The 25,295-nt window shown below is 48.0% G+C and carries 22 protein-coding genes and 3 pseudogenes; 10 read left to right on the plus strand and 15 right to left on the minus strand.

The features are described from left to right. Positions 1 to 28 precede the first annotated feature (28 nt). A complete protein-coding gene (locus tag ACIDITHRIX25_RS81365; protein ID WP_052606858.1) occupies positions 29 to 958 on the plus strand; it encodes an alpha/beta hydrolase in 930 nt (309 codons plus the stop codon). A gap of 186 nt (positions 959 to 1,144) precedes the next feature. Here ACIDITHRIX25_RS81365 and ACIDITHRIX25_RS81370 read toward each other — a convergent pair whose 3' ends face one another. From ACIDITHRIX25_RS81370 to ACIDITHRIX25_RS81385, 4 genes are all read right to left on the minus strand, one after another. After that, a complete protein-coding gene (locus tag ACIDITHRIX25_RS81370) occupies positions 1,145 to 2,209 on the minus strand; it encodes a patatin-like phospholipase family protein (protein ID WP_052606857.1) in 1,065 nt (354 codons plus the stop codon). A 333-nt stretch (positions 2,210 to 2,542) separates the two neighbouring features. Next, positions 2,543 to 5,158: an MGH1-like glycoside hydrolase domain-containing protein gene (locus tag ACIDITHRIX25_RS81375; protein ID WP_082058823.1), complete on the minus strand. Its 2,616-nt coding sequence runs from the start codon at positions 5,156 to 5,158 to the stop codon at positions 2,543 to 2,545. Positions 5,159 to 5,573: 415 nt separating this feature from the next. Beyond that, on the minus strand, positions 5,574 to 6,038 hold the full coding sequence (locus ACIDITHRIX25_RS81380; RefSeq protein ID WP_201733544.1) for a MarR family winged helix-turn-helix transcriptional regulator: 465 nt from the start codon (positions 6,036 to 6,038) through the stop codon (positions 5,574 to 5,576). A 364-nt stretch (positions 6,039 to 6,402) separates the two neighbouring features. After that, a complete protein-coding gene (locus ACIDITHRIX25_RS81385) occupies positions 6,403 to 7,800 on the minus strand; it encodes an amidase (protein ID WP_052607108.1) in 1,398 nt (465 codons plus the stop codon). A gap of 355 nt (positions 7,801 to 8,155) precedes the next feature. Between ACIDITHRIX25_RS81385 and ACIDITHRIX25_RS81390 the strand changes: the two genes are divergently transcribed. After that, positions 8,156 to 9,511 (plus strand): pyridoxal phosphate-dependent decarboxylase family protein, encoded by a 1,356-nt coding sequence (locus ACIDITHRIX25_RS81390; RefSeq protein WP_201733545.1) that lies wholly within the window; start codon positions 8,156 to 8,158, stop codon positions 9,509 to 9,511. A gap of 876 nt (positions 9,512 to 10,387) precedes the next feature. Here ACIDITHRIX25_RS81390 and ACIDITHRIX25_RS81395 read toward each other — a convergent pair. Continuing rightward, on the minus strand, positions 10,388 to 10,786 hold the full coding sequence (locus tag ACIDITHRIX25_RS81395) for a hypothetical protein (protein WP_201733546.1): 399 nt from the start codon (positions 10,784 to 10,786) through the stop codon (positions 10,388 to 10,390). Positions 10,787 to 11,056: 270 nt separating this feature from the next. On the opposite strand from ACIDITHRIX25_RS81395, the gene ACIDITHRIX25_RS81400 reads away from it, so the two are divergent. Continuing rightward, complete coding sequence (locus ACIDITHRIX25_RS81400) at positions 11,057 to 12,082, plus strand: IS630 family transposase (RefSeq protein ID WP_201732178.1); 1,026 nt, start codon at positions 11,057 to 11,059, stop codon at positions 12,080 to 12,082. A 289-nt stretch (positions 12,083 to 12,371) separates the two neighbouring features. Here the strand turns inward: ACIDITHRIX25_RS81400 and ACIDITHRIX25_RS81405 are convergent, their stop codons facing one another. Next, positions 12,372 to 13,850 carry a hypothetical protein gene (locus ACIDITHRIX25_RS81405; protein WP_201733547.1) on the minus strand — a complete coding sequence of 493 codons (1,479 nt, stop codon included), beginning with the start codon at positions 13,848 to 13,850 and terminating at the stop codon, positions 12,372 to 12,374. Positions 13,851 to 13,983: 133 nt separating this feature from the next. On the opposite strand from ACIDITHRIX25_RS81405, the gene ACIDITHRIX25_RS81410 reads away from it, so the two are divergent. Then, positions 13,984 to 14,217: a hypothetical protein gene (locus ACIDITHRIX25_RS81410; RefSeq protein WP_160291716.1), complete on the plus strand. Its 234-nt coding sequence runs from the start codon at positions 13,984 to 13,986 to the stop codon at positions 14,215 to 14,217. Positions 14,218 to 14,313: 96 nt separating this feature from the next. On the opposite strand, the gene ACIDITHRIX25_RS81415 is transcribed toward ACIDITHRIX25_RS81410, so the two are convergent. Together ACIDITHRIX25_RS81415 and ACIDITHRIX25_RS000000104490 are read right to left on the minus strand one after the other, a co-directional pair. Next, entirely contained in the window at positions 14,314 to 14,613 is a 300-nt protein-coding gene (locus ACIDITHRIX25_RS81415) for a hypothetical protein (RefSeq protein WP_201733548.1), read from the minus strand. 79 nt (positions 14,614 to 14,692) lie between these two features. Next, on the minus strand, positions 14,693 to 15,013 hold the full coding sequence (locus ACIDITHRIX25_RS000000104490) for a winged helix-turn-helix transcriptional regulator (protein ID WP_052606642.1): 321 nt from the start codon (positions 15,011 to 15,013) through the stop codon (positions 14,693 to 14,695). Positions 15,014 to 15,473: 460 nt separating this feature from the next. Here ACIDITHRIX25_RS000000104490 and ACIDITHRIX25_RS81425 point away from each other — a divergent pair. From ACIDITHRIX25_RS81425 to ACIDITHRIX25_RS81440, 4 genes and pseudogenes are all read left to right on the plus strand, one after another. After that, positions 15,474 to 16,550: pseudogene (locus ACIDITHRIX25_RS81425) on the plus strand (IS66 family transposase). A gap of 71 nt (positions 16,551 to 16,621) precedes the next feature. Continuing rightward, positions 16,622 to 16,897 (plus strand): hypothetical protein, encoded by a 276-nt coding sequence (locus tag ACIDITHRIX25_RS81430; RefSeq protein ID WP_201733550.1) that lies wholly within the window; start codon positions 16,622 to 16,624, stop codon positions 16,895 to 16,897. 18 nt (positions 16,898 to 16,915) lie between these two features. Next, positions 16,916 to 17,128 (plus strand): annotated as a pseudogene (locus ACIDITHRIX25_RS81435) (Druantia anti-phage system protein DruA); the annotation flags it as partial. A gap of 113 nt (positions 17,129 to 17,241) precedes the next feature. Next, a complete protein-coding gene (locus ACIDITHRIX25_RS81440; RefSeq protein ID WP_349632166.1) occupies positions 17,242 to 17,418 on the plus strand; it encodes a hypothetical protein in 177 nt (58 codons plus the stop codon). A 625-nt stretch (positions 17,419 to 18,043) separates the two neighbouring features. Here ACIDITHRIX25_RS81440 and ACIDITHRIX25_RS81445 read toward each other — a convergent pair. Both ACIDITHRIX25_RS81445 and ACIDITHRIX25_RS81450 read right to left on the minus strand, forming a co-directional pair. Continuing rightward, a complete protein-coding gene (locus tag ACIDITHRIX25_RS81445; protein WP_201733602.1) occupies positions 18,044 to 19,033 on the minus strand; it encodes an IS3 family transposase in 990 nt (329 codons plus the stop codon). A gap of 5 nt (positions 19,034 to 19,038) precedes the next feature. Next, complete coding sequence (locus ACIDITHRIX25_RS81450; RefSeq protein WP_201733552.1) at positions 19,039 to 19,533, minus strand: hypothetical protein; 495 nt, start codon at positions 19,531 to 19,533, stop codon at positions 19,039 to 19,041. Between the two features lie 860 nt (positions 19,534 to 20,393). On the opposite strand from ACIDITHRIX25_RS81450, the gene ACIDITHRIX25_RS81455 reads away from it, so the two are divergent. Next, positions 20,394 to 20,759 (plus strand): cupin domain-containing protein, encoded by a 366-nt coding sequence (locus ACIDITHRIX25_RS81455; RefSeq protein WP_201733553.1) that lies wholly within the window; start codon positions 20,394 to 20,396, stop codon positions 20,757 to 20,759. A 272-nt stretch (positions 20,760 to 21,031) separates the two neighbouring features. Further along, positions 21,032 to 21,601, plus strand: a complete 570-nt coding sequence (locus ACIDITHRIX25_RS81460) for a MarR family winged helix-turn-helix transcriptional regulator (RefSeq protein ID WP_052607141.1) — start codon at positions 21,032 to 21,034, stop codon at positions 21,599 to 21,601. A 726-nt stretch (positions 21,602 to 22,327) separates the two neighbouring features. Here ACIDITHRIX25_RS81460 and ACIDITHRIX25_RS81465 read toward each other — a convergent pair. The 5 genes and pseudogenes from ACIDITHRIX25_RS81465 to ACIDITHRIX25_RS81485 form a co-directional block, all read right to left on the minus strand. Further along, positions 22,328 to 22,558 (minus strand): hypothetical protein, encoded by a 231-nt coding sequence (locus ACIDITHRIX25_RS81465; RefSeq protein WP_201733554.1) that lies wholly within the window; start codon positions 22,556 to 22,558, stop codon positions 22,328 to 22,330. Positions 22,559 to 22,631: 73 nt separating this feature from the next. Next, complete coding sequence (locus tag ACIDITHRIX25_RS81470) at positions 22,632 to 22,871, minus strand: transposase (RefSeq protein WP_349632167.1); 240 nt, start codon at positions 22,869 to 22,871, stop codon at positions 22,632 to 22,634. After that, positions 22,811 to 23,431, minus strand: a pseudogene (locus tag ACIDITHRIX25_RS81475) (ISL3 family transposase). Before ACIDITHRIX25_RS81475 ends, ACIDITHRIX25_RS81470 begins: the two are co-directional and overlap by 61 nt. Before the next feature lie 252 nt (positions 23,432 to 23,683). Next, on the minus strand, positions 23,684 to 23,962 hold the full coding sequence (locus ACIDITHRIX25_RS81480; RefSeq protein ID WP_201733556.1) for a transposase family protein: 279 nt from the start codon (positions 23,960 to 23,962) through the stop codon (positions 23,684 to 23,686). Between the two features lie 204 nt (positions 23,963 to 24,166). Further along, on the minus strand, positions 24,167 to 25,015 hold the full coding sequence (locus ACIDITHRIX25_RS81485) for a hypothetical protein (protein ID WP_201733557.1): 849 nt from the start codon (positions 25,013 to 25,015) through the stop codon (positions 24,167 to 24,169). Positions 25,016 to 25,295 lie beyond the last annotated feature (280 nt).

Raw genomic sequence — 25,295 nt, forward strand, 5'->3', positions numbered from 1 at the left:
TTATTTAGAGTGTAATTAGGAGGAAACCTTGACCTTAGATCCCGGAATTCAATTCGTGCTCGACCAACTTGGTGCTCTTGAGGAAGTTTCACCAGGTGAGATATCACTAGAGGAACAGCGCAGAAACTTTGACAACCTCTCTCAGCTCGGCAGCGGCCAGAGCGATGGTCTAGAGAAGAGTTACGATATCGAAATTGGCCTAGTGGGTCGAACTCTTAGGGCCAGAGTCTATGTACCGGCAAATCGAATTGGAAGGGGTCTCGGAGTCTATTTTCACGGAGGTGGCTTTGTCTTAGGTTCGATCGAATCTCATGATGGAACTGTTGGACAGCTGGCTGTTGCTGCTAAAACTATGATGATCTCGGTCGACTATCGACTTGCTCCTGAGAATAAGTTCCCAGCCGCCGCTTTAGATGCTATTGATTCGATTAAATGGATTCGAAGCAAAATCTCAGAATTTGATTGCGATGAGAGTTTAATTTTTCTTTTAGGTGATTCAGCCGGAGGCAACCTTGCAGCTGTCTCCTCGAACTACTTGAATTCGCAGTCTGACTTTGTAATATGTGCCCAGGCGCTAATTTATCCTGCTGTATATTGGGATGAGACATATTCGCTGACCGCTTTTTCAGAGGGATACTTTTTAACTGCAAGTCAGATGGATTTCTTCAATCGAAGTTATTTAAAGGATGAGACGGATCTAAAAAACCCGCTTTTGAATGCCTATATCGATGAAAATCTAAGGAAGTCGCCGCCATCTTTGATAGTAACGGCCGAGTATGATCCACTTCGAGATGGTGGGGAATTGTATGCAAAGGCACTGGTTGAATCCGGCGTCTGTGTTACAAGCCATCGTTATTTGGGAATGATCCATGGGTTTATTTCAATGGCAGGCTTTGCCCCAGGCGGAGCCCAGGCGCTATTGGACATTGGTCAATATATAGCTGGATTTGCCCAATAATTTTTCAAATGAGAGATAAGCTTCCCGCTTGAGTTGCACCGTCACCTTCGAAGTGTCATCTTGAGATCGGTACCCCAAGGATTCGTGACTGTCACTACTTGTCGCAGAAAATATTCGATATCTGCTATAGAGGTAGTCGTCGGCCGCGGCTTGCCCGACTGGTTCTTATTTAGGCCATTGCTCGACTTACTTTGAAATTGGTTTATAGCCGACTTCGCCAAAGCGATCTCGCTTTGGTGGGTGGGTGCTAAAGTAGCTCTTGGTTGGGGTTAGGCCAGCTGTCTCGTGGCCTTTGAGTGCTTCAAGTGCGCTTTTGTATCCATCTTCGATGAGTGCGTGTGCATGACTGAAGTCGAGCCACGCAACGCCTTGGGCTAGCCGACTTTCAAAGACTGTTATTTGGGCATTTGCATCTACGTCGGCGATATCGGCCTTGAGGCGTGCCATCTTTGCGAGGGTAAATGAATCCAGCACTGCCTCAATTGGACGAGTGAATGTTTTGTGCGTTCGATCGAGACTAGAGCAATAGAGTACGTAGATCTTGTTGGCGCCCAGCGTCAATGCTCTGCGTATTGGGACGTCATCGGCGATTCCGCCATCAATATATAACTTCCCGTTGATTTCGATCGGCGAAAAGGTACCGGGAAGCGCAGAGGACGCCAACAATATAGGCGTTGGATCTCCGCTGTGAAATCTATGTGGTTCACCATTTAGAAGGTCAGTAACTACGATCTCGACAGGTATCTGTGTATCTTTTAGATCTGAGATGTGGATATGTTCCCTGATGATGTTCTCCAGGGCGTCATTTGAGTAGACGTAACTTCCCCGCTGGGCATATCGCCAAGTGGAACCAAATCTCCTCGGTGGAAAGAGGCTGTTTTTGGTCATCTTCGTCCAAAGATCAAAGAGTTCACTTAGGGTTTGGCGTGAGGGCGAAATGGCAAATGAAGTTCCATTGAGAGCCCCAGCAGAGGCGCCAATTATGAAGTCTGGAAAGATTGAATGTTCAAGAAGGGCACTCAACATCCCAACCTGGGCCGCTCCTCTATTTCCTCCGCCGGAGAGGATGAAGGCTGTATAGCCGGTCTTATCTTGATGGCCACTCAAGATCGATTTCCACCAAGGCTCGCTGGATATTTTAGGATTTCCTAAAAATATGTCGTGAGGGTTTGATGGCCGTCGTCTTAGATTTGAAGCTCCGTTGGGCCAAGTATTCATTGTTTCGTTTGCATTTGGGGGATTGTGCTGCATTGCCTATCGTTTCTAAGCGAAATGAGTCCTTTTCGAGATCACCGCTACCCTTTATCTATCCACGTCGTCAACAAAGGCCATGAGATTGAGAGTCTTTCGAACTCTTTTGCCCGCCAAAGCTAATGGACCTTGGACAAGGCAGACACAAAGGCATCTTGACCCAATATTAGGTTCTAGTACGTTGGATGCTTTTGATAGGGGTTTTCATTGAGTTGCCGCTTGTATCCTTGGCCCGTTCCGCCCTTTCTGTTAGGTCATCTTTTGCTGGTAATCTCTCTAGTTTGATCACCCAGTTACTCTCGAATAGTTTGTAAAATTATCATTGCTGGGTAACTAGATTTGAGAGTTGTTAGAGTCCCCAGAGCGGATGATCAGATCGCCAATCAGTCCGGTCCATCCGGTCTGGTGCGAGGCGCCAAGGCCCTCACCGGTATCTCCATTGAAGTATTCATGAAAATAGAGATATTGACTCTTGATCTTTGGCATGGCTGGTCGTGATCCTGATTCGTCTATCTGAAAGAGGGAAGTCAATCGTTTGGTAAGTGCGTTAGAGACCTGTGCCAAGGTTGCGTTATTTCCAGAGCCACTCGGGTACTCGATCTTTACTTGGTCGCCACAGAAAGATCCAAAACGCGAAAGCGCCTCAATGACTAGATAGTTGAGGGGAAACCAAACTGGACCGCGCCAGTTCGAGTTTCCGCCAAATAGAGGAGACGATGATTCACCGGGCTCATAGTCCAATCTGGCTTCAACGTTTCCGAGGTTTAGATGCAGAGGGTTATCTTTGTGATATTTAGATAGAGCTCTGATTCCATGGGGTGAGAGAAATTCATCTTCGTCTAGGACTCGGCCAAGAATGCGACACAGCCTCTCGGGGCTAACTACTGATAGAAGGATCCTTTTTTGGTCGTCATCGTTGATTGAATATGAGATCGCCCCGGAATACTGAGGTTTGTTATTTATGAACCAATTCAGTCGTCGCGTGAACTGCGGCACTAAGGATGAGACCTCGGGCTCTAGGATCGTAACGGCACACATGGCGATGAGGCCAACCATTGAAAATGCTCTGAGAGGCTGAGATCCACCATCTGCAAATCGAACTATGTCGAAGTAGAAGCCATCCTCCTCGTTCCAAAGTCCTTGTGCATCCATGGCAGCAGCTATGTAGGCAAAGTGCTCGAAGAATTTAGTAGCGACGTCTTCATAGGTGTCATCGTGTTCGGCCAGTACTAGAGCGATATCCAACATGGAAAGGGAGTAAAAAGCCATCCAAGCTGTGCCATCGGATTGCTCAAGTCTGCCAAGTGTAGGAGGTAAATCCGAACGATTGAAGGGACCAATGTTGTCCAAGCCCAGAAAGCCACCTTGGAAGACGTTGTTGCCCTCTGTGTCTTTGCGATTGACCCACCAGGTGAAATTGATGAGCAGTTTGTGAAAGACACGTTCTAGGAAGTCGTAGTCGTCGTCACCGTCGATCTCAAAGACTCTAAGGGCTGCCCAAGCATGTACGGGTGGGTTCGCGTCGTCAAAGGCCCATTCATAGGCGGGCAGTGCACCCGAGGGATGCATATACCACTCGCGACACATGAGAATCAGTTGTCGCTTCGCAAAGGCTGCATCGACATGTGAAAGGGTAATGCAGTGAAAAGCCAGATCCCAAGCGGCAAACCAGGGATATTCCCAGGTGTCTGGCATTGAGATGACGTCAAGTGCGTGAAAGTGTCGCCACGAAGCATTGCGACCCGAGCTTCGTTCATCGGGAGGAGATGGCTGTCCTGGATCGCCGTCTATCCATCTCTCTACGTCAAAATGATAAAATTGCTTAGACCATAACATGCCGGCGAATGCTTGACGCATAATGGAAGCTTCCTCACTCGAAGTAGCTTTGGGTGAAAGTGCCCCATAAAACTCATCGGCTTCAGCTCTTCGTTTTACCAAGAGATCGCTAAAGTCGTCCGACAGGTCTATGGGTGACTCTTCTCCGTGGGAAAAGACGACTCTGACCACCGTAGTCTGGCCCGCTTCGACCTCTCGGAGATAATGCAGTGCTGCCTTTGTTCCAGTATTGGCCGGATTAGTGGTTGTGGCACCCGTGACCACATAGTCGTTTATTGCATCTTTGGGATATTGGGTCGTGCTGGCACTGCCAAAGAGGCGCTCATTGTTGCTCTCATTGTCGCAAAATAGAGCCTTGTATTCGCCATCGCCCTTAAGATAACTAGTTCCAAGGCGGGGGTGGCTAGAGACGATGGTGTCACCATCTAAGCTCAGCGATGGTTTTTGTGCCTCAACCCTCCAGCTCCAAGTATCGCGAAACCAGATGCTAGGAAGAATGTGTAGCGTGGCTGATTCGCTAGAACAGTTGCGAGCCGAAATTTCAAAGGCAATAATTCCCGGAGACTCTTTGGCGTAGACGACGTCGATCTCCCAGAATTTATCGTCATCAAAGATATGGGTATCTTCGATCTCGTATTCTGCCTCATCCCGTGAGCGTCTTTGATTTTCTTCGAGTAATTCTTGATACGGGAAGGGTTGTTGGGGATAGTGGTAGCGAAAGTGCATCCATGAGTGGCTCGGAGTCGAGTCTATATACCAGTAGCGCTCCTTGACGTCTTCGCCGTGGTTGCCTTGGCTATTGGTTAATCCAAAGAGGCGTTCTTTTAGAAATGGGTCCTTTTCGTTCCAAAAGGCCAATCCTAAACATAGGTTTTGCTCTATGTCGCAGATTCCCCCTAGACCGTCTTCGTTCCAACGATAGGCACGGGAGAGTGCTTCTTCGAATGGAAAATAGTTCCAGGAGTCACCATTTGATGAGTAGTCTTCTCTGACGGTTCCCCAGGCGCGCTCCGCTAGGTATGGTCCCCACTTTCTCCATTGCGAGACATCTACATATTCAGATCCCAGTCGCTCATATTCCGTTGTACGCCTTAGCTTTGCTTTACGATCCATTGAGGGGACATTCTATCGTGTGGTCTTTGATTAGGTAACTCGACCTAGGCAGTGGCCGATTTAGCTACACAATAGTGATCCACCAAAGCGGCCCCTTGTTCAGCATATCCGTTTGATTGATTGCGTTAATTTTTCAAGATAAAAGGAATTAATCCGACGATAACTTCACTATTAGGACTAATCATTATGATGTGCGGTTTCCTTATTTTGAAAAATATTCTATAGGTATTTTTACCATAATATCAGAGATAACGATATGGATAACAAGGTGAACCCGCGGGTATGGCTATTTCTGAGTAGTTAAACGGCCGGTGATAGATTTCTTTAAAAAGATAGATATTGGCAGAACATCGCTAGCAAATGGTAAATGGTTAAAGTTGATGAATTTCCTAATCACTCTATGGATGAGCCAAGGTTAGGCGTCATTTTCGAGCTCTTCAATAAGGCGAGTTAGATAAAAAAGAAGTGTTGAAATCTCCTCCTTATCCCAATGGGACAATACTGTGGCAATCTTTTCCCGTCGTGCATTTCCTACAATCTCTAAAACTGTTGCACCTTCGGCGCTCAGTGCTATGAGATGTGCTCGAGCGTCACTTGGGTCGATTCGACGTTCGATCAAACCTTGGGCCTCAAGTTTTTGGAGCGCCCGAGAGACAGTTGAGCTATCTAGGCCGATTGCGTTAGCGATTTCGCTTGGTCTAAGTGGAACCCCAGATCGCAGGGGTGAAAGCTGCCAGAATGTATTCATGTCGATGTCACGATTGAGGAAGCTGGAAGGTATCTTAATTTTTCGAAGGCTTCGCCCGAGGCGTGAGAGTGCGAAATCAAGATCTGAGATTCCAAAATCGCTAGTGGCTGGCTCGTTGTTTTCGTTTTCCATCGGTAGCGTCTTCTGTTTAGAATTCAATTTCTGGTTTCATCTCAAGTGAGATCTTTTTGTCAAAGTTGGTCATTGATTGTAGCTACCAAATTGACATAAATGAGTGTAACAGGATGTAGTTTCTAATCGCCATACTCGGGCTTTTACTTGGTAATTTCGAGGCTATCTGATCTGGGATTGCTCAGGCGCATTGACTCAATGTTAATCAATTCCTCGAGCTGCCCAACTTATTTTGACGCAAGAGAGTTATGCTCGAGGCAGATCCCCTACGGGCTCTTGACCCTTTTGGATTAGGAGAAATTCTCTTTGAGCAAGGGGTATCTCCAAATAAGCAATTCGTGGAGATTCTTTCACTCAACGAGCGCTAAAAATCGGCTGGTGCGAATTGACCAAAATGCTCCTCTAGAAATCGCATGACCCGCAGAACTTCGACTTCGCAAAATCGTTTTCCAATTATTTGTATTCCGATGGGTACTCCTGAGGTCCCTATTCCGACACATACCGTTCCGGCCGGCGTCTTTGCCATATTGGCGATAGCGCAATAGCTGACCCAGTCGAGTGTCTCCTCGCCATTGATTTTGCCTTTTTCCCCGATCTTTGGTGGTAGGCCGGCCAATGCTGGTGTGATTAGGAGATCAATGTCTGCGAGCTTGCTAAAGAGGTCGTGGGAGATCTTCCATGCCATCGTTTGGGCCTTGACTAAATCCGACGCACTCATCTTCAATCCCTCGATTACCATGTTTGCCACGTCCTGGTTCAAGAGACTAAATTCAGGAGTGTCGACCAAATCTCCAAATCGAGCGCTAAAGTACCCTTGAACTATCGCTAGCCAAGTCAATATGGGCGGTGTCTCAAATAGATTGGGTGCCTCTCGGACCTCAAAACCTCCTCCTTCGAGAGCCTTGAGTGCCTGATTGAAGCCGGCTAGGAGTTCATTATCTGTCTTCCAATAGCCCATATCGGCACTGAACGCGATACGAGGACGGCGAGCCCTATCATGTAGCTCTATCGCCCAATCGTGGCTTTTTTCGGGTAACGATCTTGGATCGTCGATATGTGGTCCCACCACAAAGTCATAGAGCCACGCTCCATCTAGTATCGATCGAGCTATGGGTCCATTCGTAGAGAAGTCCCACCAGTTGGGGGGCTGATCGCCACTTATTGGAACCCGTCCGGTGGAAGTTTTTAGGACGTTGATTCCACATGATGCACCAGGAATTCGGATAGAGCCACCACCATCTGAAGCGCTTGCAAATGGCAATAGCCCTAGTGCTACTGCGGCTGCGCTCCCGCCAGAGGAGCCGCCTGATGACCGAGTGAGGTCGTAGGGGTTTTTGGTGGTTCCAAAGATGCGATTATCGGTCTCTGCGCTTGAACCATATTCTGGAGTGTTTGTTTTAGCTATCGCAATTGCACCGGCAGCCTTTAATCGGTCCACGATTAGCGAATCTGACTTTGCTAATTTGGCGTCTTTGTGAAGAAGAGATCCGTAGGTGGTGGGAAAACCGATAGCATCTTCGAGGTCTTTGACCCCAAATGGTATGCCGGCTAGGGGTTTTAGATATCCGCCTTGACTTCGTATCACATCTACTTTTTTTGCCGCGTCGATTGATTGCTCATCGTTTCTTGCGACAATCGCATTGATTTTGGGATTGAGCGAGTCGATGCGAGAAAGAAAATAGCTAACCACTTCCAGCGAAGAGATCGTTTTTTCCTCTAAGAGTTGGCAGAGTTGACGGACGGATAACTTGTGTAGTTCCATTCAAAATAATTACCACACTTTGATGGGCGAAAAGGTCGATTTGAAAGATAGACGATCAATTTAGAGATGACTATGGTTTGGGAAGGTAGCTCTTAGGGTCTGAATGCATAAATTACCGGGTATGTCTGCATAAACGAGATAATTTTATGCATTTTTTTGGAAGATAATATAAATTCTTGCTATTTTTAGTCTCGCTATCACAAGGTGATACCTTTGATTGGCGAACTATGATCATGACTTAGAGTGCAAATGTTCGAAGCCTCATGAACTAGTGGTACTTCGAACTGTTTTTATTACGTGGCCTTTGAGCACCAGGCCTTTCTTTTTCGGTGAACGTGGGGATACATTGGAATTAATGCATCGTTTTAATGAGGAAACTAAGGAGTTGGCTAATGCAATAGTCGACTATTCATTGGGTCGAGTCGCGGTAGAGTCAATCCCGCTTGATGGCCCCAAATCGAATGAGGAGTTAGCCGGCCTCTATGGAGCCAACATAACTAAAGAAGGAATCGGTGGCAAAGAGGCACTTAGGCGCTTTGTTGAAGGTTATTCTTTGGCAACGCTCAGCTCGGATAATCCGCGATTTTTGGCTTTTGTTCCTGTCGCGCCAACCAAGGCAGCGACCCTCTTTGATTTGGTGGTCTCTGCTTCGAGTATCTGTGGGAGCACTTGGATTGAGGGTGCCGGCGCGATCTACTTGGAGAATGAGGCGCTTTCATTTTTGGCATCAATGGCGAGAATGGGACCGAACGCCGGAGGTACTTTCGTTTCAGGAGGTTCGGCAGGTAACCTAGGTGGACTAGTGGCAGGGCGCGAGCGAGCGCGACGCCTTGGCAAGCTAAAAGGGCGCGGTGCCATATTGGCCTCTAGCGATGCGCACTCGTCCATTTCGATGGCCGCTCGAATTATGGATGTAGATGTCATACTGGCTAAAGGCGACGCCAATGGAAAACTTCGTGGAGATGCGCTTGTCGAAACCTTTGACTCTCTTTCGCCGATGGATGCGGAACGAGTATTTTGCGTGGCAGCTACAGCCGGAGTTACTAATACTGGAATCGTAGACGACCTCGCAACCTCAGGCGCCTTCGCCAAAGAGAAAGGACTGTGGTTCCATGTCGATGGAGCCTATGGTGGAGCCGGGATGTTGGCTCCTCGTTTAGCAGAGCTATACAATGGTATCGAGTTGGCAGATTCCTTTGTGGTCGATCCGCACAAGTGGCTCTTTGCACCGTTTGACTGTGCTGCAATAATTTATGGCGATCCCAGGGACGCTGCATACGCTATGACACAGGAAGCCTCCTACTTGGACGACGTCAACAAAGAGCGTGAGTGGAACCCGGCTAGCTACGCGTATCATCTGACCCGTCGTTCGCGCGGGTTGCCATTTTGGTTTTCATTGGCCACCTATGGTACCAACGCCTATAAAGAGGCGATCGAGGCGACCTTAGATGTGACCACATATTGTCGAAATCAGATCATAGAGCGTGAATATTTAGATCTCGCAATTGAACCTGAGCTCACGGTTGTGGTGTTTAGGCGTTTGGGTTGGAGCGATCAAGACTACATCTCCTGGAGCGAGGGATTGCTCCAAAATGAGGTGGCCTTTGTTCAGCCTACGACATTTAGAGGCGAGCGAATGATGCGTCTTTGTTTTGTCAATCCGCTAACATCAAATGACGATGTGGATTTGATCCTGGACTCGATGAAGTAACCACTTTGGAAGTGAGCTTGAAAGGCCTGCACTGGGGCTCGTGTCTTTGAAAATTTAATTTAGACGATCAGCTTTTAGTAGCGGCTGATTTGGAGATGAAGAGGATCCATAGCCCCAATGAGGCGCTATGGATCCTCGTTTATGTTAAATCCGAATCGTTTATATTCAATTTGAGCTATCCTTTTGGACCTGTTCATTGGGGTTATGCGAGAGTTGTCCCATCGATGAGATGGGTAATTAAATTATTTTAACGTTGAGATGATTGCTTAGCGTTTCTCAAGTAGATCTTTTTTTGACGTCAACTCTTCATGGGTCACCATCGGTGAGTGTCAAGATAGTGGGCGCATTTGCTTAGTTTCAGATTAATGGTTTTCTGGCACCTTCGTGCCGCCAAAATATAGTTAATTTAGGTTCCTCATGGATCGACTTATCGCCGGCAACTAGATCAAATGACTACACTTGGGTCTGCCAATTTGGCTAACTAATTGACAATCCTAAATATCTTTGGGCTCATGAAATCGAAGCTGGATAACAAAATCGTCGCACTATCGTCACGCAACGGACCATTGGAGCTCGCAAATAGGAAACCTCCTGGCTGTGTTGATCGATGGCGGACTTGTGGTGTGATTTATACCCACCTTCCCTCTGAGATCTCAGGCCTCTAGCTCTTTAGGAAGCTAACTGGGGTTATTGAGTTGTGGACGATCGCTAGTGGTAATGAGCAATGTTCCGTTCGTGTCGAAGAGGTTTTTAAACATACTTTGAAAATCGCTATTCCGCATGGTTTGTGATTAATTTTCTTGGTGGCGTGTCCCCATTTAATGGTCCAAAATTAATGTGATTTTTGGATAGGGTTGTTTTTAGGGGTTAGCGACTCTAAGGGAAATTCATAGAGCCTTTTTTGTTAATTAGTAGTAGCTGGTTGTTGAGCCTGAGGGAGTTCTTTTGCCACTTCAGATACGCATCTTCCTCCACCAACCTGCTTTGTTGCCCACTTGGCAGCCCTAGTTGTGAGCAAACTATGTGAAGCTGCAATACGGTGATCACCAAGTGTCCAGCTTCTCTTCTCGCACGAAAGATTGATACATACCATCCGAGTTTCTTCCACTTGATCCTCGTAGGAGTACCTCCAAATGGAAGATCGATGTAGGTAGCCAAGGGTCGCTCCTTTGCATGCGCTATAAAACCAAACATAGGACAGCGGACTTCTGAGACGATCTTTTCAATAGCGATCTCGGCTACAGGACCAGTTCTCTGGTAATGGAGGACTCTCACCCCCTTTAAGCCAACGAAGGCACTACAAATATCGCTAGGATCGAAAAGGACGGGGGAGCCTATATTGGCTTTGTTTTGTTTCACAGCTTGTAAAGCTACCGGCTCCCCCGTCCCTCTTGTTTTCAAAATGAACTTGGTTACCTAGGTTGTTACTTGATTCATAGCGCAACAGGAGAGATATACACCTAGACCCCGCTATTCGCATAACACTCTGAAATGCTCCAATGAGCCCTTTTAATTTCTTGTAAAGTGTGTTAATCTTCTCATGACATGCTTACACCCGAGGAACTCGCCACTATTGAAGCATTCATGGCGAAGACTGAAAACATCGACGAATATAAGCGGGCGCTGGCAGTTCTCACCCTTGAAGATGGGAGTCCCCTCAACAGGACAGGCCTCTCTGTCAAGCATGTACAGCGAATTCGACGGTCATTCCGCAGCGTTGGCACTGAGGCATTCAAGGACAAGCGCCATAACAACGCTCCGGTACTTCTCTCAAAGTCTCAAAGAGATGAAGTGGCAATCATGCTCACGACTACAACTCCCAATGACCACGGCTATAGCAGTTCCCCGTTTTGGTCAACACGGATCCTGGCTACAGTACTCAAGCGCAGATACGGTGTTCTCTATGCCTCTAGGACTAGCTATTACGTTCTGTTTCGGGAAAGTAAGTTCAGCTTCCATCTGCCGGGCAAACAGTACGAGAAGGCTGATCCACAAGCGGTAGCTGAATGGAAAGACGAGCAGCAAGAACGTCTGAAAGAGGCATTCTCTGATCCAGATACGGTGATTCTCTGTGAGGACGAGATGGTTCTCACTCAGGCGACAACTACTCAGAAAGTGTGGATACCGAAAGGAACCACACCAGCTGTAATTGAGACCAATGGAACCAGAATGAACCGGAGCATCTATGGGTTTTTAAACCTCAAGACAGGCAAGGAGCATGCATTTGCAACAGAGCGCCAGACTATGCATGAAACAGCGGCCATACTGCTGGCGATCCGCAAGATCTACCCAAGAGAGAAGATTCTGCTTATATGGGATGGGGCAGGATGGCACAGAGGGAGCGTCGCTCAAGAGGCAATTAGGGAGCATCACATCGAAGCAGTCCATTTCCCTCCGTATTCTCCGCAACTTAATCCCCAGGAACACGTTTGGAAGCAAGGGCGCTCTGCTGTAACCCACAATCGCTTCATTCCCAAGATTGAACCAGTCACAAAGGAATTAGTCGACTATCTCAACACGACGACATTCCCATACTCTTTGCTTGATTTCAAGGAGCAAGTCAGAGTGTGAGCTCTATAAAAGCTGAAGGGCCGTCAGTATAGCTCTCCTGTTTGCCTCCAGATTGCTAAGAACTCCTAGGTGAAATTGCCCTAATTAACTGCAATGGTGACACGTCTTCACTCAATACCTTACGGTGATTTCTCTGGTAGTTACTGGGTCTTGTTATCCTTATCGGAAGTACGTACGAAGATTTTAGGAATTCACAAGGTGATGCTTTTCATGCAAGTTCAATTTATATCGCTAGCTTAATCTGCCAATTTAGCTCGATTTATCAGACGGCTCGCTGAACATTTCAGATCTACACAGTGACTACTGTAACTGAATTCGGAGGTAAATCCAGGTGATTCGAAATATGTATTGACTGCACATTGAGTGCCTGTATCGAAAGTGAACCACTCAACTGCTCTGCAGAAGCACCCGCAGGGACTAGATTTCCGCCAGCAAGAGTTACGGAACTCGAACCAAGATTGGCGAAGATAAGTTTTTCGAGCCCAGAAGCAGTAGTCACTTTTATACCACTCACTGATTTCACAGAACCGTCCAATGGCGGGTCATTCGTGATGTTAAGTACTGTGATTTCATTCGCTCCCTTTATCGCTTGATTGATTAGCTGACTTGCACTGCCAGTAGGTGTTGTTGTGATTGGTAGCGTTTCGGCGAATTGTGCATCTTCGGTATTGCCAAAAAGATCCCAGTAATCAGTGATCGTAACCCTTGTTGATGCCAACATCTGCATTTCAAGCCCGGCTATGTACAAAGCATGTTCCCAAGTCGTTCCTAGTGCAGGCGAACCCTTAGAGCGGGCGCCGGGGCCAAGGTTGTACTCAGTTAACCACACTGACAAACGTGGCGGAAACGAATTGATTATGGTTCTAACGGGTTGCCACTCGATGCTTGCTCCTGCCAGCAGAGTTTCCGGCGAGTGCGGAGTGTTCTCTGAGGTGGAAACTCCAGGATAGTCGTGCAAAGTTACTGCGTTGATGTCATTACCGGCAATCCTGAGTAGCGTCGAATTCCAACTTTGTTCACGTGGCGTCGCAACCGCTATGCTTGCCACCGCGGCTATTTGTACGTTTGGGAACTCAGCGCGTATCGCAGGTGCCCATGACGCGACCAGATCCGCATAGGAAGTTGCTGTTGGGAAGGCATTGAGATAGTTGGAATTGGATAGGTAGAACTCGTTACCGAGCTCGACGTAGCGAACAGGCAGCCCTAGCTTCACCGCGGACTGCAACATCTGGATTTGATCTTGCAACGTAGAGGTCATCACATTGAGGTCAAAGATGGGAACAGCTCCCGTCGCGCTAGTTAGTTGTTTAAGTGTGGATAATGTGAAACCGTACGTTTGGTGTCGACTAGGTTGGGTCTTGGTAGTGCCGAATCTGGTTTTGGTCGTCGATGGTGGTTGATTGACGGTTCCGGTCTGCCAACTCCAGTAGTTTGCGATGGTCCCGCCGGGGTACCGGATCGTACCAAGAGCTAACGAGTTGACTGCGTTCATCACTGATGTATCGCCGTATGGTTCTGCCAACCCGGAATAGTCGAGATTGGTTCCTTCGACCGGTGTCGTTACCGAGTGTGATGCACCATCACTCACACGTAGCAGGAGTCCGTGTGAGCTATTAGACGGAGATATTCCAGGACTAGAAGTAGATTTAGCGCCGTGGTTCGCGTACTCTACGTTTCTCACAACAATCAAAAGTAATGCAATCAAGACAAGGATTGTAACTGTTGTCTTGCCCGACCATCTTCTTCGCGAAACCCTATTTTCTTTCATTTACGTAAAGATACGGATTTTTATTATGTTTATGTAAAGTCGTGGTAAACGTTCGGTGAACCCGTACCACCCCTGACGAAAACAGGACTGAACACGGAGCGCAAATTAGTGTTAACTGGTAGTCATGGACAGTTTGAATACAACTGAGACAGCGTACTTGCGGGCAGAGATAGAACGTCTGGCTGATGACAACGCGCATTTGGCCCACGATAATGCCCGTCTTCAAGCGGAGAACGCCGAGCTTCGAGCACGGGTTAGTGAACTCGAAGGCCAGATTGGTGCACTCTCGGAGAAGGTGGTAACGCTTACCAAGCTCGTCTTTGTAAACTGCGACGTTTTTTTACCCACCATCAGCGATAAAAATTGACCCAGCCAATTGAGTTCAATAGTAGTTGTTGGTGTCAGTAAAAGTGTCTCATTTCTAAGACACCGTGGATCTGAAAATCTCAGTTGAGAAATTCGTTTAGCCGAGCAGTAAGACGCTCTGCATTATCTCTGTTTGACCGAAGGTGACTATCACTTCTTCATTATCTCGAAGTAACTTGACCATCCAGGATCGCTCCTCTGGTCGACTCCGGGTAGTTGCAGAACCAAAATGTACCTCTGCTCTAATCAGGCCTCTTTTCCTCTGTCTATGAGCTGCCATACGACAAGCTGCTGAGCAGTACCTTTGTGGTCTTCCTATGCAATCTTCCGGAAGTATTTGATCACACCCCTGTCTCTCGCAGATCTTTGAGATAGGTAGTTCCGTAACGTTACGCAATGGGTTCTCCTCTCTGTTCAGTTCTCAGCTGAGATAGTTCTGTAACGTTACGCAATGGGTTCTCCTCTCTGTTCAGTTCTCAGCTGAGATAGTTCTGTAACGTTACGCAATGGGTTCTCAAGATACTTTCTTTACCGGTATAACCCAGTGGAACAATTCTTGACATGATTGCCGGAACGCTCAGAAGTCCTTCAGATACAAGTCGATCGACCTCAGACTTATAGGGATCGAGTTTTGAGTTTCGTTGTGGCTTTGTCTCGATTGGTTTAGAACTTGCTCCGTCTCTTAGATATTTATGTACGGTGTTTCTTGAATGTCCAGTTTCTCGGGCAATTTCTCGGTAACTGAGACCTTGTTGCTTCAAATCAAATATGTTCATAAGTGGCCTACCCTCCAGCATGTAAAACTCCTTCGTGAAATTGGATAATTCACTCAAGAGTATTGTCTGTTGGGTGGGTCAATTTTTATCGCTGATGTGGGTCAATTTAATTCCGCTGTTTACAGTCTTTGGCACCTCGTAGGAGAAGAGTAAGCCAGTCGAGCCTAGAAGAGGCAAAGACGATATCACAGGTGAGAAACGCCCCCGTGGTCAACAACCAGGGAGTCCAGGGCATGGCCGACGGGACTACTCGGCCCTTGAAACCGTCGAAGTGATCCACGACGTACCAGACAACGAGCGAATCTGTTCGGGTTGCGGGGCACCTTATGCCGCCTTCGGCGAAGAGACCTCCTATCAGATCGACTGGCAAGTACACATCGTGCGACACCGACATCGCCGCCCTACTTACCGGCGCACCTGCAAGTGTCAGACTCGGGGCATGCTCGTCGCACCGGTCCCGGCCAAGCCAATCCCCAGGGGAATGTTCACCTCAGGGTTCCTGGGCCGCTTGGTAGTGGAGAAGTACGTGCTCGGGCGTCCCTTGGAACGCATCGTCGCAGCTCTCTCAAATGACGGGTTCGAGGTTTCAAAAGGCACCTTGACAGGAGCGCTCAAGGCGCTTTCGGACCTACTTGAGCAACTTGACGCAGCGATTAGGGAGAGGAACGCAAAGTCGGCGCATCTGCACATCGACGAGACATCCTGGAAGGTGTTCGAGGCGGTAGCTGACAAAGCGGGCAACCGCTGGTGGCTGTGGACCTTCCTCGGTCCCGACACCGTGGTGTTCTTGATCGATCCCAAATGCTCGACGAGAGTGGTAGCCGAGCATTTGGGTATCGATATAGATGCGGGTTCGCTCGAACCTGGCCGACAGCTCCTGATAAGCTCAGACTTTTACAGTGTCTACCAGTCCCTTGGTGCACTTGAGGGAGTAGACCCGTTGTGGTGTTGAGCACACATCAGGTGCTACTTCATCCGCGCTAGCGATGCGCATCAAGAGCTGCGGAGTTGGACTACTTCATGGCTCGCTCGCATCGGGTCGCTTTATGTAGCACATCATGCACGCCAAGCACTTGAGACGGGAACTACCGGGCGCTTACGCGCTGAGGAGGACTTTACCAGGATCATCAGAGCAATGGATACTGCCAGAAAGGCTGAGGCTTGCGATCCGACGCTTCACCCTGGGGCCATAAAGGTGCTCGCAACACTGGATCGTGAATGGGAAGGCCTTTGCCGTCATGAAGAGTTTCCCGAGTTGCCACTCGATAACAACCCAGCAGAGGCTGTACTTCGCAACCCGGCAGTAATACGCAAGAACTGCTATGGATCCGGTTCAATATGGGCAGCCACCCTGGCCGCGCGGATCTGGACCATTACCGCCACCGCCCAGCGTGCTGGGTGCAACCCACTCGCCTATCTCATCGCCTACCTACAAGAATGTGCCGCCGCTGGGGGAAAGGCCCCGAATCCCGCCGCGCTGGAGCGGTTCTTCCCCTGGGTTGCGAGCGAGACTGATCTTGTTGAGTGGCGCATATCGCCACCTGGTCCGACACCATGAGTGAAACACTGCGCTACTGTGGGCGGGACTTCTCCCAAGCAGACCTTGAGGTCATCTCCGACCTGATCGCTGTGTACCCGACAAGACAGGCAATTGCTGACGCAGTCTGCGAGGCGCTTGGCTGGTATCGTCTCGACGGGCGCAAGAAGGACATGTCGGCGCGCGTTGCATTGTTGCGCATGGACAGAGACGGACTCATCACCTTGCCTAAGCCACTGCATGGCAACGGCAACGGCCGCATCACCCGCTACGCAGAGCCAATCGCTGAGCTACCCTTTGCCTATCCTGAATCGCTCGACGATCTCTGTCCAATCAAGTTCGCCATAGCAGATACCAAAGCCCAATAGCAGCGCTGGCGAAACCTCATTGCAAGCTACCACTACCTCGGCTACACCACCTTTGCCGGTGCTAAGGGGCGCTATCTCATCGAGAGCTCCTCTGGAACTATCGGTGCGATCGGCTTCGCTGCCTCGCCATGGAGCTGCGCACCACGCGATAACTATATCGGCTGGGACAAAGCGACCCGCGAAGCACGGCTGCACCTTGTGGTTGGCAACGCGAGGTTTCTCATTCTTCCTCAGGTACGTGTTGTGAACCTCGCCTCATACATCCTCTCCCGTGTCGCTCGCCGCCTCCCCCTGGCGACTGGCTACTCGCCTACGGGTACCAACCTGTACTCTTGGAGACCTTCGTGGAGTCTGCCCGGTTCACCGAAGCGAGCTACAAGGCGGCGAACTGGATCCGTGTCGGGCAAACCAAAGGTCGGGGCAAACTTGATCGCTACAACCAATACGCTCTCTCTGTCAAGGACGTCTATCTCTACCCGCTGCACCGTGACTATCGGAGCATCCTTGATTCACCTGAGTGAAAACGCAACAGGATATCAGATTGGCCCGGGAGGTCACTCTCTAACGGGTTGGCCGAATGTTTACAAGTGGTGAAAGGTGTTATCCGTCTGCTTCGCGTGATCGGTCGATGCGAGCAGCTCAACCTAAGGGAGTATGGTCTCTATGAACGTTGTCGGTGGCAGGCAAACATAGACAATTAGTCCGTAAAGGTTCAAGGCCGCTGGCAAGAGCGGATATCACGATGTGGAACGCCTCGTCACCTATTTGTCTGTTAAGTTTAGGGCCTTGTAAATCTCGCATTACTGCAACGACATTTTCGCCTGCCTTGCTTTCGAGGCCGGTGAATGTCAGGATAGTTGACCCATTTGCCAGCTCTCAGATTAATGGTTATTTGGCAATTTTGAGCCGTTTTAGTCTGTCTGATTTCGCGGTTTCTCGCAACGGTTATTTCATGTGGATAATCACTTCGCAAGTGATTATTGAAATGTGTCTAAACGCGGAGCGTTTAGACACATTTGCCCAATCCTTGACCACTACCACCAATAATTTGCTTCTACTGCTACTACCAACTAAGTCAAATAGTCATTGAAGAGTTGACTTGTCCCTAGATTGATCTAAGTGATCAAACTTTGCCTAACAACCGATCTATCTCGCGGAGGTGTAGTCCAGGTTCTCGCCAGGTGGGCTCCAGTCTCTCGCTTTAGAGTTGATCCACCTCTTTGGGTTGAGTTCCTTTGTCGTTTCGTAGAGTTTCTGTCGCATCGAGAGTACTTCGAGATGGTTTCCTTCATGAACATCATGGGGAGTAACGAACTTTAGACCACTATGTCGGTGGTGGTAGTTGTAGTAGTTGACAAACTTCTCCACCCAGGTCCGACTATCTCTAAGGTTTTCAAATCCTCCATATGGATAACCAGGCCAGTACTTGGTAGTGCGAAAGAGCGACTCTATGTGGGGGTTATCATCAGAAACCCGAGGTCGTGAGTTCGAGGTAGTGATCCCCATTTTGTAGCAAAGCTCTAATAGAGAAGATCCCTTCATAGGAGATCCATTGTCGCTATGTAAGATTTTAGGAGCTCTTCCTCCTTCTAGGAGAGTTGCTCTTACAACTAAATCGGCAAGTTGCTGAGATGATTCGCATCCGTATACTTCATATCCAACTATCTTCCTCGAATAAAGGTCCATTACAAAATATAGATAGTAAAAAACTCCATGTACTGGTCCACGTAGCCAGGATATATCTGTGACCCAAATTTCAAGGGGAGCATTTGCCAAATGACTAGGAGTACCACGTTTAACTGCTGTTTTGTCTCTACCTCTATGGTTGTTTTGCTTGTGGTCACGAAGAATTCGATAAAAGGTAGATTCCGATCCGAGATAGATTCCCTTATCGGCCAAGGCTGGAACTACTTGACTTGGAGGAAGTGACGAGAACTCCTCCTTATGCATGGTATCTAAGATCTCTTGACGTTCAGATTCATCTAGAGCAAAGCTGGGTTTAGCCCTAGTGGCAAAGGGGCGTTTGTCGTGGGTGTTGTCACCTTCAGCTTTCCATCTCTGAAAGCTACGTAGTGACAGTCCAAGTTCCTTGACCGCTAGTCTAAGCCTAGCTCCGCCGTTATGAGCTTCCTCAATAAGTTCTACTTACAAGTAGGCGATCTGAAGGGGAGGTCATTCGACCTCTTTGTCCCCGACAGGTCGCCTGGGCTTTTCCTTAGCAACTCCAGCAATGTGTAAGTTTCTGCGAGTGCCTTTTCTTTTCTATTTAGCTCTGACTCGAACTTCTTTGATCTGACCTTCTCACTTGCTAGTGCAGATCTGTATTTGGATACCGCTTCACCAGTCTTATCGTTCGCCTTTGAACAGGTAATACGCCAGTCATTTAGCTCTTCTTTCAAGATTCCCTTTGTGCGAAGGTATTCTCCAAGTTGCAACTCAGACATTGTTGCAGTTGCAAGCACGGCTTGGAACTTAGCCTCTGAACTCCATAAACTGGCTGGGGTTCGCTTAGTTGGATCTTGGCGATCTATCTGGTCCTTTAATTCACGATTCCAGATGTAGATAGTTGTCTTTGGTATCTGGACTTGTTTAGCCAAATCGGCGATTGCACCTCTGGGTGCATTGGGATCTGACAACAGCTCCCTCAGCCTCTTGACAACAGCTTCTTTTTGATCCTTTGGATAAGGCTACATCGTGTTCGATCAAAGTTCTCGCCCTGCATGGTTGGTATTCTATTCGAATAGATGCCAACTCCCTTGACACCTAGGGTCACTGCTTCGATGCTCGCTACGTATGGAACCTAGCAACGCAACTTAGGGGGCACAGCAACAACGCAACCTAGGGGTTAGGAGCCGTTCTCAACGGGTTACCTCCAATACCCAAGCTCATGATGAACTAGCCGAAAGCTCGCAAGGACACCCCGCTAAAAGCTGAAGGGCCGACATTGGGTCTTGGGATGTGGAGGAACATCGCACGCCGTCACCCATAGGGACCCGGTGAAGCGTCAACCAGGCAGGGCCGCGTGAGCGGCTATGGAAGCCTTGTCCATAAGGGTGGAGTGGATGTCACAATGGCTTGGCGGCGCGTGTTATCCTGTCTGAGTGAAGTTTTTACTAACATAATCAACTCATTCAATTGGTGTCAATCATCATTTTAGTGAAGTTTGAGGAGACTTGTAGACGAAGATCTACTGACACTTTAGTTGGTTGGGTGGTCCGAGGCGTTGGCCATCTTTATTCAATTAAGAGATTAGCAATGGCAAACCTCTGTCTTTTGTGGATGATCACACTCGTTTGTTCCTGATAGCTCGACACTTAGAAGACAAGGTTGATTTAGTGCATGGAATGCTATTTTTGTAGTAATCGACTTCGGATAGATTTGATAGTGTGAAGAATATCACATCGTTTTGTCGGTGAATGGTCGTCAATAACGATCAGAATATAGACGTGGTTGTAATTGGAATGCTACTTTTATTTAGATTGTGAAGAATTTTTAGATGAAGATCGTTGAACTTGGCGAGACCTTTCCGATTCGACCAGAGAGATATAGTGGGGATGTTGCAATTCAAGCCCTTCGAGTTTCACCAAATCCAGCCGATGGCGATATACTTCATGTTCAATATGAGCCAAATTGTGTGACCAATTGGCACCGGCATCCGGGTGGGCAATTTATCTACATTCTTTCAGAGAGCGCCATTATCGGGGTTGAAGGTGAAGAGCCGGCTCATGTAAAAAAGGGTTCGTTGGTGGTTGTTACCCCTGGCGAGAGGCATTGGCATGGCGCTACTGTGAATGATCCGGCGGAGATTTTAACCTTCACCTTTGGAATCACAAAATGGGAGGACGCCTCAATCACTAAATGATCCATTGGCACGTATTCGAAGTCGAGCCGCCATTTTTGTTATTTGAGCGTCCGGAAGATTTCCTAATGAGATAAGCACGTGCAAATATCGAGTTAAAGGGAGATGTGGTCCTGGCTGTGAGGGTTGGAATCCCGTTTGCAATTAGTTTTTGATGGCGTGGTTTGGACTGATGCAAGTTGGACGATATCTCTCGATGATTTGGTTGTAGGATTACTGTTAATGCCTGATCGAATGCGGGGTCGATAGTAGGCACATGCTGGGGATGGAAAAGTTTGGCTTGGGGATTTATCGGAGATGACGACATAGTTCTCACTCCTGCAGAACGCGATATATATTCACGAATTGGCGATAGGCAGATCGATGTCTTTGCCACTGGCGTGCTGTCGAATGTATATAGAGTTGCATCGCTATTGCGTAACCACATGGAGCGCGAGGTGCTTGGAGAGTGCAACCTGTCCTTCACGGCATTCATAGTCATGTTTACCCTTTGGGTATGGGGAGACATGGAATCCAACCGGTTAGCTAGTAGGGCCGGTGTCACCAAGGGAACCTTAACAGGCGTAGTAAAGACCCTCGAAAAGCGTGGATTATGCGTGCGGCAGGGTCATTCTCAAGATCGTCGTCGCGTTATCGTAGCTCTTTCAGACGAGGGTCGAAAGACCGTCGAAGCTGTAGCTCCTTCGTACAATTACGAAGAGAGCCGACTGGTGGAGGGTATTGGCAAGGAAGAGCAGCTAGAGGTAGCAAACGCTTTGCGAATGATCCTAATGCGAGGTATGAGCCTAAAAGAACCGTCAGATCCCGAGATCGTGGAGCAAGGCGATATCGACGAGGTCGAATAACTATCTTTTGAAGAGCTGTGAAGCTCTATTGGATTTTTATGGATTCGCCCGCAAGGAGATGGTAGATTTGGCCTGTTGAGGGCCTAATTTGCGACGATCAAGACAACGACTTGGTCAATTTAAGCTCTGATTTCTCTTTTGCCATAGAAAAGAGCGATAATTTTGACATAGCTGGCAATGGTTCACACCTAAGGATCTTTACCTGCCTGATAAATGTGGTGATTATCAAGGTGCGATTAAAGCCACTTTGGCAATTCATAATCAATTGCAAGGCATTCAATCAGCTTCGTGCTGGGTTTTTAAATGGGCTTTTAAGTCAATGACGGTGTTAATTTTCAGATCTTAAAGCTTGATAGACCAATAGTTTTCTTTGTTCGTCGAAGCCGTGATTTGATGCGGCTTATTCGGGTCTTCGGATTTAACGGTGGAAAGTAAGCATCTAAATGAGATAAAGCCTCTGGCTTTGGGCTATAGAGATAGGGGTTGGCACGTCTAATGGCTCCTTGGACGACGATCAATTATCGACCAGAGATCTCTAAAACTCATAAGGTGGATGTTTGGGTTCGCCATTGGCGAACCCAAACATCCACGAGAACATCTATCCCATTTGATGAATCTACAACTATCTGAGAATTGGCATATCACCACGTTTAGTGTGAATTAGGTTGTCGGAGACTGCTCGAATACAAGAGCAAGCTTGATCCATGACTCATCTTGAACTAAGGCCTATCTTGAACTAAGTCCCCAGGTGCGACGATAAAGTGCCACGGATAAGATCGCAATAGCCCCTGGGTCCTGATATAAGAGGTTGTTGGCCCTCAGCGGGACCTGCGCGTCGTCAAGATTGACTAACTCTGTGGAAAATTGCCAGGAGAACAATGTTGGAATGGGCAGAACGCTTTGCGTTCTGCCCATTCCAATGACCTTCGACTTCCAATAGGCTTCGGCTATGACCATCTCTAGCTGATAGCTATCAGCTAGAGATGGTCATCTTGATAGGGCTACGATTTTCTATCTGCCACGCTGGAGATTAACGAAATGTCGGTGTTACGGTTGCTAGAAGGTCCCAATTGACCTTGCCACCGCTAAGGAGTGTTCGAATGCGGAAGTTGTAGAAGTTAGTCATGCCAAAGGCGACACGCTTTGTCACCTTGACCAAGTTGTTCATAGCTTCAGTAGGTCCATTGGTGACATGACAAGAGTGCCAGGCTAGGATCTCCTCTTTCCAAGATGTAAGAGTTCTCCCAAGGAATGCCACCTCCCCTGACACCTAGAGTTGGGATTGTCAGCTCCTGTAAGTTCTAGAAATAGGCTGTCTGCATATCTACGTGCAAGGCTCGGGTCAGAAATGGCATATAGCTCCCTTAGGGCCTCTTTGGCCTGCCAAGCAGTAGCAACCTCATTGCCTGGATCGTCGGCTTTGAGTAGTCCAACGAGCTTATCTTTGGCATAACTAGTCAATCGTTCATCTGCCATAGTTAGTAATCGTCGTATTCTATACAAAGGATCACCTGCTCTTGCGCGTGACCCACAGAGCTCGTTCTGAACTCGACGCCTAGTTTAATCGATTCGTTGGTTGGCCAGCTTGATCAGGTGAAATGGATCGGCTACAAGGGTTGTCTTTGGCAGAGCCTTTCTAAATACGGCTTTGTAACCACCAGGTAGATCGAGGGTTCCCCATTTAACTCCATCACGCCAGCTTTGTTCTTGACTTTCAATCCAAGCCTTTGGATTGGCTCCGCCTCGACCCGCTACAACATCTAAAGCTACACCACGTCTCACATCTAGAAATAGTTGTAGCCCAATTCTGTTTGTGATACTTACCTTCACGGTAGAACAAGACCTCGTCTAGTCCCAGAGCATCCACAGCACCAAAACGTGAAGGATCATCCACCAATGCAGCTCCATAGGCAACGACTGCGTCATTTATCGTATGCCAATCACAGCCAAGTTCCTTAGCCACACAAGAAACGCTACGACGCTGGGCTCCAACAGCATAAGTTGCCCATCTAGCCGCCCGATCACTTAGGCGAAGACGACCTTGTGGGTATTTGAAATTGAGCTATTTTTGGATCATCATCACTAAAAGAGAAGTTGGGGGCAGTGTTTGTTTGCACATCGCCATCTGTGCTTAGACCAAAAAAGAATAACCCTGCGACCAAAAGACGGTAGGTCTACAACCTCAACAACTCTGAGGCCATTATGGTGAACTTTGCCTTCAGCGGTTGGACATTGCTTTTGTGAATCAGAACACTCAATGTGAACATGGAGCGGTTCACCAAGATTATCTTCAACGCGTATCAAATTAATATCAACTAAACCAACCAAGATTTTAGAAATTGCTTTATGATCTTTTTCCACAGGGGCTCTCCATTGTGAGTTTTGTCAAATCCCATTCTGGCAGAACCCCTGTACCACTTCCAAAGCGACTTCATAAAAATGGAACTTTAACCTCTAGCCACCGTTAAATCCGAAGTGCCGCTTATTCTTGGCCGAGGAGGCCATATTGGATTTCATATCAAGTTTTTTACGACTTGTGTTTTTACCTTTTAGGTCGCGGCTGTATCAGAGGCCCGTTGGTGGTATCGGTGATGTGGGGCCAGGGTAGCAAAGAGTTAGCGCCTTTGTCCCGAAAAGACTGTCTAGGATAGCTGGCGCCATCTGACCACAGGGAAATGTTACAAAGGTTTGGACGAAGGAAGCGCTTATATCCTGAACCCGCAATACAACCCCAATTGATCCGTCCTTGAAACATGCTGGCTTGGACGTTGTTTGACTTGAAACAGTATCAACGGCGAAGGATGGATCGGCGCTTGATATGGTTATCGTCGAGGCCGCTGCGCAACTCGAAGTCATTCCAGCTGCTATGGCAGCGTTGGTTATAGCGCTAGATTGTGGCGAAGTTGGATGAGTGACTCCACAAAGCGTTGCGAAACCGTTCTGCAGCGACGTGAGGGCGGAGACAAAATTAATTTTGGTTGGCGTGGATCCTTGGGCGCTGGGCGTGAACTTCAATTTGGTGAGCTGATCTAAGGCCGGAACTAGGGTTGGATCCTGCGTAATTGACGCCTTATTCTTGAGCGTTGAGATATCAGCCAGATATAGGCTTTGTCCGCTACTTATTTGCGATGCGCTTTGTTGAGCAATTTGGGGTAACAGAAAATAGTCAGAGACCACTTGGAAATATGCCGAGCATAGCGGTGCTATGCCGGCCCTATTCGGAGTAAGCGCCAAGGTGGACGAGGTCGTGGAAGTTGGAACTGTCAGTACCTGGGATTTGGTTGTGGAGCTATTGGATGGACTAGTTGAAGTGACAGCGGTGCCACAAGCGCTTGTGATCAAGAAGACGATCGTCAGCCCCACTAATACTAGCGGCTTCGCGGCTATGGATTTTCCTCCGGGCGATTTCGTCAAGGTAAGACCTACTTTTGGTTTTGTGTGAATCTTTTTCAAGAAGACGAGCCGATCAGAAAGACGTTCTAGCTACAAGGTTAGTTGAATGGTCCTTATCTTTCTTTAGACGATTTCGAAGTTTGAAAGATTCTTCGGATCGCCTGAGAGGTCAATATTTTGCGGAATCCTAAGTAAATGAGCTAGTTTTATGCGTTTATTTCATCAATTTATCACAATTGTAACGAAAACAATAGAAAACTTCGGTTCGGAGTGATAATAATTACTAGGGGAAATTCGGGGG

It is taken from the genome of Acidithrix sp. C25, assembly GCF_904848545.2.